The organism is Nocardiopsis sp. NPDC006832 (assembly GCF_040635885.1).
Taxonomy (GTDB): Bacteria; Actinomycetota; Actinomycetes; order Streptosporangiales; family Streptosporangiaceae; genus Nocardiopsis.
On sequence record NZ_JBEYLC010000111.1, the window covers coordinates 1 to 9,612 of the forward strand.

A 9,612-nucleotide genomic window follows, 5' to 3' on the forward strand; every position below is an offset into this window, starting at 1 on the left:
CACGACCTCACCTGAGCGTCGGGTCCGTCTGGTCACCGAGTTCGACCTGTCGGGCGGTGACCGGTGATGGATTCTTCCCGCTGGTCCCGCTGGACCACTATCGTCGCTGTTCTGATGCTGGCCGTGATCGCGGCTGTGGTCTCGTACTCGCACATGTACGAGTTGGCGCTGCGCCATGGAGAGCCCGAGTGGCGCGCGGCCCTGTTCCCGCTGTCGGTGGACGGCATGATCGTCGCCTCCTCCATGACCTTGCTCAGCGACGCCCGTAACGGCCGCAAAGGCGGTTTGCTTCCCTGGACGCTGTTCATCATTGGCTCCGGCGCTTCCCTGGCCGCCAACGTGGCGGTGGCCGACCCCACCATGTGGTCGAGGATCATCCATGCCTGGCCGAGCTTCGCGCTGATCGGTGCGTATGAGCTGCTCATGCGAGCGTTCCGCACGGCAGCGCGGAGCGTACGCAGTGCTGACGCAGCGCGTACGCACATGGGTGATGAACGTCTTCTCCAGGACCATACGGATGCGGAGACTGCTACTGAGGAGCCCCAGGGGGGTCGGCACCTGCATGTGGTGCAGGAGCAGGCTGGGGCCTCAGAGAACATCGATCCGGTTGAGGCAGGCACCCATGATCGGCTTCCCCCTAAGAGCTCATCTCATTTGGAAAGTCTGCGGAAGCAAATCAACGTGCAAGCGATACCGGTGAACGCGAGGAAGTGTTCGGCTTTGCGCTCGTAGCGGCGGTGGAGTCGGCGGCATCCGGCCAGCCAGGCCATGGTGCGCTCGACCTGCCAGCGGTGCCTCCCCAACCGCTTCGAGGATTCCACACCCTTGCGGGCCAGGCGATGGACGATTCCGCGTTCACGCAGCCATCGGCGCAGGTGGTTGTAGTCGTAGCCCTTGTCGCCGTGCAGCTTGGCCGGTTTGCGTCGCCTGCGGCCTCGCCTGGACCTGATGGGCGGTATCGCTCGCACCAGCGGTTGCAGCGCTTGGCTGTCGTGCAGGTTCGCACCCGAGATCGCCATCGAAATCGGAAGCCCGGTCCGATCGGTGATCAAGTGGATCTTCGACCCTTTCTTGCCCCGATCGACAGGATTCGGACCTGTCAGCTCCCCCCTTTGAGAGCACGCATGTTCACCGAGTCGACTGCACACCGCGACCAGTCCAGCTCACCACGGGAACCGAGCTCGACCAGCACCAGGCGGTGCAGCTTCGCCCACACACGGGCCCGGCTCCACTCAGTGAAACGCCGGTGTGCGGTAGGCCCGGAGGGGCCGAATACCGGTGGGAGTTGGGCCCACGTGCAGCCGGTGGTCGCCACGAAGATGATCGCAGCCAAGACCTCGCGGTCCCCGTGTCTGCGCCGCCCACCACCTTGAGGTCGGGTGGGTGCCTCGGGCACCACCCGCTGAAACAGTTCCCACAGTCCGTCCGGCACCAAACGCTCAACCATCGACACCGGTCCAGGTTATCGAGAATCCAAATGAGATGAGCTCTTAGTGGAGGATGGCTTCGCCGGACCAACTTCCAGTACCGGTTCTGGCGTCCGGCATGGGATGGGGACCCGAACGAGCAGGCATGGATGCGGCAGTCACTTGTTGAGGGGATCACGTTCCATGAAGCCGGTCGACACACTCACCGCACGTGGTTGGCTGAAGACGGGATCCCGGAGGTGGCGCGGGCCGCTCGATTGGGGCACAAGCTCCCGGGGATGGCCCAGGTCTATGAACACGTGACCCCCGTGATGCTGAAACAAGTACTCAGAGTGCTCGAAGCGCGGTGGCTAGGGAGCGTCAGCTCCCTGACCGAGGTGGAACGTGATCACCTCTTCGTGATGGCGCCCATACTCGAAGAGCAGTACCGTAAAGACATCAATGATGGGGTCCCTTCGGGGGCCACTGGGGGCTGATCTCCCAAATGTCTCCCATCCGGGAGACCGGCCCTTCAGTAAAAAGAATCAGAGCAACCTTCTGACCTGTGATGATGCCGGTGCGCCAGGCTTACATGTGCTTTGTGGTGTTTATGCCCGTCTGAGTGGGTTCAGCCCGCCGGAGCGGGTTCGGCCCGGCGCGCTCGACCGGCGCCGCCCAGCACGTTGAAGAACACGTTGAGCACCAGCGCGGAGGCGGTGGCGGTGACGATCCCCGAGTGCAGGATCATCGTCGCCCACTCCGGGAACCCGGAGAAGAAGTCGGGCGCGGCGATCGACAGGATCCCGAACCCGAGCGAGACCGCCACGATGACCAGGTTCTGGTTGTCCTCGTAGTCCACCTTGCCGAGGGTCTGGATGCCCGCCGCAGCCACCGAGCCGAACAGCACCAGGCCGGCGCCGCCCAGGACGGGGGAGGGGATCATCGCCACGACCCGGCCCAGGATCGGGAACAGGCCCATCGCCACGAGCAGCACCGCTCCGGTGGCCACCACGTAGCGGCTCTTGACCTTGTTCAGCGCGATCAGGCCGATGTTCTGGCTGAACGTGCTGCCGGGGAAGGAGTTGAGCAGCGGGCCCACGACCGCGGTGAGAGCGTCGGCCCGAAGGCCGTCGGCCAGGCGACGGCCGTCGACCTTCGAACCCACGACCGTGCTGACGGCGAGGATGTCCGCCATGCCCTCGGACAGGATGACGACCATCATGATGCACATCGTGATGATCGCGGCGACCTGGAACTCCGGCTGCCCGAAGTGGAAGGGCGTGGGTAGTGAGAAGACCGCGCCCTCGCCCACCGCGGCGAAGTCGACCGCGCCCAGGGCGGCGGCCAACAGGGTGCCCAGCACCAGGCCCAGCAGGATGGAGGCCCTGCCCCACACACCGCGCAGCACCTTGGACAGCACCAGGATGATCAGCAGGGTCGCCCCGCCCAACAGCAGGCCCGTGTCGGTGGGGACGTTGTCCTCGGAGTTGTCGGTGATCCAACCGACCGCCACCGGGATGAGGGACAGGCCGACGACCGTGATCACGCTGCCGGTGACCACCGGCGGGAAGAAGCGGATGAGACTCGCCATCACCGGCGCGATGAGGACGCCGAACAGCCCGGCGACGATGGAGGCGCCGAAGACCGCGGGCAGGCCGTTGGACTCCCCGATCGCGGTCATCGCGGTCACCGGGATGAACGATGCGCCGATGACCAGGGGCATGCGCATGCCGAAGCGCCACACGCCCAGCGTCTGGATGAGCGTCATCAGGCCGCTGACCAGCAAGGCGGCGCTGATGATGAGGCCGCTCTCCACCGGATCCAGACCCACCGCCGCGGCCATGATCAGCGGTGGGGTGATGACCCCGGCGTACAGGGCGAGGATGTGCTGGACGCCGTAGGTGATCATCAGCCGCAGCGGTGGACGTTCGTCCTCGGGGCGCTCGCTGATGGCGGGGTCGGGCTTCATCGTGGTGGGGCCTTCCGGGATCGTGCGGTCTCGTCATGAATCATCGGATGATCCGAACAAGTGCGCAAATTAGGGGTGAACTCTTAGAGGAACACACCAAAGCGTACGGAAGTGGGCGAATGACCTTGGGTGATCGAGGGCGGTCGACCCGAACCCCCGAGAGAGACCCCGCATCCGTTCACCCGGCGGCCTTCCCGGGCCATCCCGGGGACGCGAACGGGGCCACGGATCGAACCCCGCGACCCCGCTCATCCCCGAATCGACGTGACGAAGAACGCCCTCTCGCCGCCGGCCAGGTTCACCCCCGGTCGTCACCCCGCAGCACCCGAGCCGCCAGGTCGGGGGCCAGCGTTCCGTACCCGGTCGCCGCCCACACGCTCTCCCGCGCCGGTACCGCGTAGTAGGGCACCGCGACGCGCCCGCTCGATGCCAGGACCGTCATGGGGACCCGGTGCTCCTTCAAGTCGCGTCGGCAGCGCGCACAGGCCCTCACCGTGACCGAACGGTGCGAGGCCGGCGCCCGCCAACGGGCCTTGCCCGTCTGGCCCTCGTGCCGGGGATCGAAGAAGCAGTGCCGCGGCGTGGAGTCGCCCGACAGCGCGGCCTCACAGTGATCCAGCAGCACGCGCGCGCCCACCAGATCCGCCATGTCCTCGGCCGTGTCCAGCACCTTCGCGGCCGCCTCGTAGGCCTCCAGAGCGGTGGTCGCCCGCGCGTGGTTCCCGGAGAACCGGGACACCCGACGGCCGTAAGAGACCAGCGCCGGCTCCAGTTCCCGCCGTGTGGTCTCCTGCTCGGTGGAGTCCACCGTTCCCACTACGGCCTCCGACAACGGCATCACCCGCAGTGGACGACGGGATCGGCGACGCATCCCCCAGACCACCAACGCGAGCAGCGGGAGCGCGGCCAGGCCCCACAAGAGGGCGGTGGCCAGACGCGGGTCGAGCACCGGACCCGCGGAAAGGCATGCGTGCTCACGCGCCGCCACCCGTTCGTCCCCGAGCATGTCCAAGGCGACATGCAGACGTTCTTCCAGGTCGGCCCGGATCATGTCGGGCCGTTGTTCGAGCACCTCCAGGGTCTGCTTCAACGTGACCCGCGAAACCCCGGAGCGGTCGTCGCTGGAGCGGCGTCCGACCACCGGGCCACCATCGCCGACGGCCAGGAAGACACCGGGGCCCTCGCTCCGGCCGATCAGCGCGGTGACCATCGACTCCGGGGCCTCACGCCAAGGAGTCACCGCGATGTACACGTTCAGGTCCTCGTCGACGATGCGTTCGCGCAGTTCCCGAGCCTGTTCGTCGGAGAGCGCGGCGCCCCTGGAGGGATGTACGTACACCGGGTCCTCTGCCAGGTGTTCGGCGACGGTCGACGGTGACAGTGAAGACTTCGTGTCGGCCATGGCCGCGGCTGTGGGCCACAGAACGAGCAGGACCAGCAGCAGAGCCGGAAGCGTTCGATACACGGGTCAGACTCCGATCAGTGCGCGGGCCCGTGCGAAGGGCTCCTGCTTGGCGAGGGCGATCCGCGCCCAGGGGTCATCGATGTCGTGGATGAAGTGAGGGCGCCGGTTGTGGCGGAGGACCATCGCCTCGGACTCACGCACGTCCGCGTTCCGGCATCTTGCGCAGACCGGCCAGGTACGCCGGCGGCCCCCGAGGTAGAAGGAGCGCGGTCGCGACGCGGGGTCGTGAAGGGGGTTGACCCGGCAGGGGAGCGTCTCTCCCCTATCGGGCGCGACGAGCGCCCGCCGTCCGTGCCGGGCCAGGACCATCCCGCAGACCAGAGCGGTCACGGGAAGCCCATGGGAGGAGGCGATCAGACCGGCGGCGTCGTAGGCCTCGCGGGCACGGGGAAGCCCCGCGTGCTCCGCGGGTGCCGCCTCGAACTCACGTCGCAGGAGACGCAGTTCCCGGGCCAACCGCCGACGGAACCGCCACCGTGAGCCGCGGGCCGTAGCCGCGAACCATCTGCGCACGTGCCTGGGGACCTCGACAGACGCGACGGCCGCTCTGGGCCGGGGCGAACTTTCCGTCATGGACCACCGTAGATAGATGCCGGCGACCAGCAGCCCGAGCACTCCGCCGGGGAAGGCCAGATCCCAGAACCGGGCGGCGTCCGACATCGGTTCCCGGGTCTGCTGTTCCACTGTCGGCGCTGCGTCCGAGGTGAGGGGAGTGGCCTCCACCGGTGTCCTCGGAGACTCCTCCAGCATCGCCAGGACGTTGGAGAGGGTCACCGCGGGGCGGGCACCGGGGCCGAGACCTTCCTCATCGAGAACGGGCGTGATGGGACTGTCGAAGGCGGCCGTGGCCGAACGCCCGTCGGTGGTCACCGCGACGTACACACCGTCGGCGCCGCTCACCTCGTGCAGGGCGTGCAGGAACAGGGTGGGCCGGCCGCCGGTCTCGTCGGTGGGCACGGAGGCGTACATGACCACGTACAACGGGACCTCGCCGTCGAACGCACCGGCCACCTCCGCACTCATGTCGCTTAGTTCCTCTTCGTCGACCGGCCGCATGGGCACCAGATGGCTCAGATAGAGGGGATCACTCCGTAGTGCCTCGGCCACCCGGGTGACCCGGGACAGGTCGGAGATCTCCTCGACACCGCGAGGCCCCTCGATGGAGGTGTCCGCGAGGACCGGTACGCCGGGAAGAAGGAACAGCATGGCCAGGGCGATCGGCCCGGCCAGGAGGCGGGGGAACTTCACGACATGCCCTCCCGACGTCGACGGAGTACCGTCACGCCCGCGACGACGATCAGGGCGACACCCACCATCGTGATCGCCGCACCCACGGTCGAGGGCCAGGTACGGGCGAGCCAACGCTGGGGAACCAGGCCCGGAGCGGCGGCGTCCGGTTCCTGGGTCCCACCCACCAGTTCGACGTATTCGCTCTGGGCCTTGGCAGTGCGCTCCTCCAGGTCCGCGTAGTCCGCGGCGCGCAGCATCCGGTCCAGTTGGTCGCGAGGGTCCTCCGGGTAGGCGCCGGTGTAGGTGGTGTAGATGGCGGCTGCTATGGGGAGACCCGAGTACTTCTCGATCGTCAGGCCCACGTGGTTGGTGTTGGGGGAGAACACCACCAACGACCTTTCACTGTAGAAGGCGACCGCATCGGTCAGCGCGCGCATGTCCTCGTCGGTGGGATGGGCGACGACCAGGACGTCGAGGTCCACCTCCGCCTCGGCCACCCGCGCGCGCAGGTCTTCCGAGACTTCGGACCGGTCCATGTACCCGGCGAGTTCCTCGCTGACGAACACACCGTCGTGATGGTCCAGCATGCGGGCGTAGAAGGCGGGGGAGGCCTCGGAGGAGTAGGCGTGGCCGGGGGAGACGGGCGCCATGACCACCACTGCGACCAGGGAGAGCAGCAGGGTCAGGGCGCGCGTCATGCCTGGGGGATGGCGCATGCGGTGCCTTCTTCGGAATCTTCGGTTGTCGAGTCCGAATTATGCCGGTTCTACCGGGCGCGCTCCACTCGGCCCTCGTCCCACACCGGTTTCTCGGCCTCGTAGACCCTCCCGTCCGCGCCGAACACCACGAACCGGTCGAAGCCGCGAGCGAACCATCGGTCGTGCGTGACCGACAGGATCGTGCCCTGGTAGAGCTCCAACGCCGACTCCAGCGCCTCGGCCGAGACCACGTCCAGGTTGTCGGTGGGTTCGTCCAGCAGCAGCATCGTGGTCCCCGACAACTCCAACAGCAGGACCTGGAAGCGCGCCTGCTGGCCACCGGAGAGCGTGTCGAAGGTCTGGTCGGCGCTGAGCGCCAACTCGTACCGGTCCAACGCCCGACCGGCCTCCTCGCGCGGCACCCCGCTCCGGGTGCCCTCGCCGTTGTGCAGGATGTCCAGCAGCGTGCGCCCGGCGAACTCGGGGTGCTCGTGGGTCTGCGCGAACCATCCCGGCCGCACCCGGGCGCCCAGCCGGGCCCGGCCCGAGTGGGCCACGGGTTCGATACGCTCCCGTTCCTCCTCGGGCACCAGCGACGACTCCGGGTCGTCGCCTCCGCCGGCCAACAGACGCAGGAAGTGCGACTTGCCCGACCCGTTGGAACCCAACACCGCCACCCGATCCCCGTACCAGACCTCCAGGTCGAAGGGGCGCATCAGCCCCGTCAGCTCCAGGCCCTCGCACACCAGCGCCCGCTTACCGGTGCGGCCGCCGCGCAACCGCATCCGCAGGTTCTGCTCCCGAGGTTGCTGTTGGGGCGGGCCCGCCTCCTCGAACCGGCGCAGCCTGGTCTGCGCCGACTGGTACCGGGAGGCCATGTCCGAGTTGTAGGCGGCCTTCTGCTTGTACATCGACACCAGGCTCTTGAGCTTGCCGTGCTCCTCGTCCCAACGACGCCGCAGCTCCTCCAACCGGGCGAAGCGTTCCCGTCTGGCCTCGTGGTAGGTCTCGAACGATCCACCGTGCACCCACACACTGTTGCCCGCGGCGCCCAGCTCCACCGTGACGATTCGATCCGGGACCCGGCTGAGGAGTTCCCGGTCGTGCGAGACGAACAGGACGGTCTTCGGTGAGGCGCGCAGGGCCTCCTCCAACCAGCGCTTGCCCGGAACATCCAGGTAGTTGTCCGGCTCGTCCAACAACAGCACCGGCGCCGGACCACGAAGCAACGCCTCGATGACCAGGCGTTTCTGTTCGCCCCCGGAGAGGGTGCGCACCTCACGCCAACGGCACTCGGTGTAGGGAACGCCAAGGGCCGCCACACAGCACTGGTCCCACACCACCTCGGCCTCGTACCCGCCGGCGTCGCCGTAACGCGCGATCGCCTCGGCGTAGCGCATCTGGGTCTTCTCGTCCTCGGAGAGCATCATGGCCTCCTCGGCCCGCTCCAGGTCCGCGTGGGCTCGTCGAACCGACGCGGGGGAGACCGACACCAGGAGCTCGTGCACGGTGGTGGCGTCCCGTACGTGCCCCACGAACTGCGGCATCACACCGAGCTCACCGTCCAACGTCACCGCGCCCGACTGCGGTACGACCTCACCACGCACCAGCCGCAGCAGGGTGCTCTTGCCGGCCCCGTTCGCGCCGACCAGGGCGGTCTTGGAGCCCTCGCCGACCCGGAACGAGACCTCGTCCAGCAGCACCCGCCCGTCGGGCAGGGTGTGCGAGACCTGGTTGACGTCGACGTAACCCACGAATTCCCCTTCACCGTTACAACGCGCCCGCTCGCGTCGCCACCGCAGGCTTCCACGCGATCACGGTCCGAAGCAAAGGGTTTTCCCTGGTGGCGGGGGAGGCCCAGAACCTTAAGCCTTCCTTAGCCCACTCCTAAGATCCGATGAAACCCGATGTGCTCGGGCATCCCGCAGACCTAGCTTCGTCCCACCGGGAAGTTCACGAGGAAGGTGGCGGGATGACGCTCACACAGGGTGCGGCCGAACTCGAAACGATGCCGGAGATCCATCGCGACCTCGAACCGGGGGAGCGGCCGGTCTCGATCGAGCGCATGTCCATGCTGTCGAACCGCTCGTCCGTGGCCCTGCTCGGGCCGGACGCTCGGTTGCTGTGGTTCTGCCATCCCGAACCCGATTCCAACGCCCTGTTCGCCGAACTCCTCGGCGGACCCGAAGCCGGGGTGTTCGCCATCGGCCCCGCGCACGGGCGCATGCCCCTGGGGCAGCGCTATGTGCCCGACACCATGACCGTGCGCACCCGCTGGTCGCGGCTGGAGGTCACCGACTACCTCGCCCAGGACACCGAACCCGGCCGCACCGACCTCATCCGCGTGGTCGAAGGCTCCACCCCCATCGCCGTGGAGTTCGCGCCGCGTCCCGACTTCGGCCGAGCCCCGGTCCGTATCGTTGTCGAGGACGACGGACTGCGCGTCCACGGCACCGACGAACCCCTGGTGCTGCGCGCTCCCGGCGTCGAATGGCGAATCGAGCGCGAAGGCGGCCAGGACACGGCCCGGGCCACCATCCACCCCGTGCCGGGGGAGCCGATCGTGTTCGAGTTGCGCTGCGGATCGGATCTGCTCACCTGGCACCCCACCCCCGAACCCGAACGTCGGGCCCACACGGAGAAGGAGTGGACCAGATGGGTCCATGAACTGTCCCTGCCCGGTACGGAGAGTTCGTTGGCGGCCCGATCGGCGTTGACCCTCCGCGGCCTGTGCACCCCCACCGGCGGAGTCATGGCCGCCGCCACCACCTCCCTACCCGAGGAGATCGGCGGAGTCCGCAACTGGGACTACCGGTACTGCTGGCTGCGCGATGGCGCCCTGAC

8 protein-coding genes are annotated in these 9,612 nt (G+C 67.9%); 2 read left to right on the plus strand and 6 right to left on the minus strand.

Features of this window, described 5'->3' with window-relative positions; translation table 11 throughout:
* Window positions 1-66: 66 nt before the first annotated feature.
* Complete coding sequence (locus ABZ717_RS27845; protein ID WP_358516003.1) at window positions 67-732, plus strand: DUF2637 domain-containing protein; 666 nt, start codon at window positions 67-69, stop codon at window positions 730-732.
* On the opposite strand, the gene ABZ717_RS27850 is transcribed toward ABZ717_RS27845, so the two are convergent.
* The 6 genes from ABZ717_RS27850 to ABZ717_RS27875 all read right to left on the minus strand — a co-directional run bounded on the left by ABZ717_RS27850 (window position 651) and on the right by ABZ717_RS27875 (window position 8,522).
* Window positions 651-1,447 (minus strand): IS5 family transposase gene (locus tag ABZ717_RS27850; RefSeq protein WP_358516021.1). Its coding sequence is split into 2 segments (ribosomal slippage): window positions 651-1,102 and window positions 1,102-1,447, totalling 798 coding nucleotides; the frame shifts between segments, so codons are not numbered across the junction. The two genes, ABZ717_RS27845 and ABZ717_RS27850, sit on opposite strands and share 82 nt — an antisense overlap.
* Before the next feature lie 587 nt (window positions 1,448-2,034).
* Window positions 2,035-3,375 carry a nucleobase:cation symporter-2 family protein gene (locus ABZ717_RS27855; RefSeq protein WP_358516006.1) on the minus strand — a complete coding sequence of 447 codons (1,341 nt, stop codon included), beginning with the start codon at window positions 3,373-3,375 and terminating at the stop codon, window positions 2,035-2,037.
* 298 nt (window positions 3,376-3,673) lie between these two features.
* On the minus strand, window positions 3,674-4,840 hold the full coding sequence (locus tag ABZ717_RS27860) for a hypothetical protein (RefSeq protein WP_358516009.1): 1,167 nt from the start codon (window positions 4,838-4,840) through the stop codon (window positions 3,674-3,676).
* 3 nt (window positions 4,841-4,843) lie between these two features.
* A complete protein-coding gene (locus ABZ717_RS27865; protein ID WP_358516011.1) occupies window positions 4,844-6,088 on the minus strand; it encodes a hypothetical protein in 1,245 nt (414 codons plus the stop codon).
* Window positions 6,085-6,786 (minus strand): hypothetical protein, encoded by a 702-nt coding sequence (locus tag ABZ717_RS27870; protein WP_358516013.1) that lies wholly within the window; start codon window positions 6,784-6,786, stop codon window positions 6,085-6,087. The genes ABZ717_RS27865 and ABZ717_RS27870 overlap by 4 nt, the downstream gene beginning before the upstream one ends.
* Before the next feature lie 50 nt (window positions 6,787-6,836).
* Window positions 6,837-8,522, minus strand: coding sequence for an ATP-binding cassette domain-containing protein (locus ABZ717_RS27875; RefSeq protein WP_358516016.1), 1,686 nt, complete (start codon window positions 8,520-8,522; stop codon window positions 6,837-6,839).
* A gap of 218 nt (window positions 8,523-8,740) precedes the next feature.
* On the opposite strand from ABZ717_RS27875, the gene ABZ717_RS27880 reads away from it, so the two are divergent.
* Window positions 8,741-9,612, plus strand: an 872-nt coding sequence (locus tag ABZ717_RS27880; protein WP_358516019.1) for a trehalase-like domain-containing protein, incomplete at its 3' end; no start/stop codon positions are given.

Bases quoted from the DNA above. Each gene is read 5' to 3' on its own strand.
- ABZ717_RS27855 (WP_358516006.1), bottom strand. From the start codon at position 3,375: ATGAAGCCCGACCCCGCCATCAGCGAGCGCCCCGAGGACGAACGTCCA.
- ABZ717_RS27870 (WP_358516013.1), bottom strand. From the start codon at position 6,786: ATGCGCCATCCCCCAGGCATGACGCGCGCCCTGACCCTGCTGCTCTCC.
- ABZ717_RS27845 (WP_358516003.1), top strand. From the start codon at position 67: ATGGATTCTTCCCGCTGGTCCCGCTGGACCACTATCGTCGCTGTTCTG.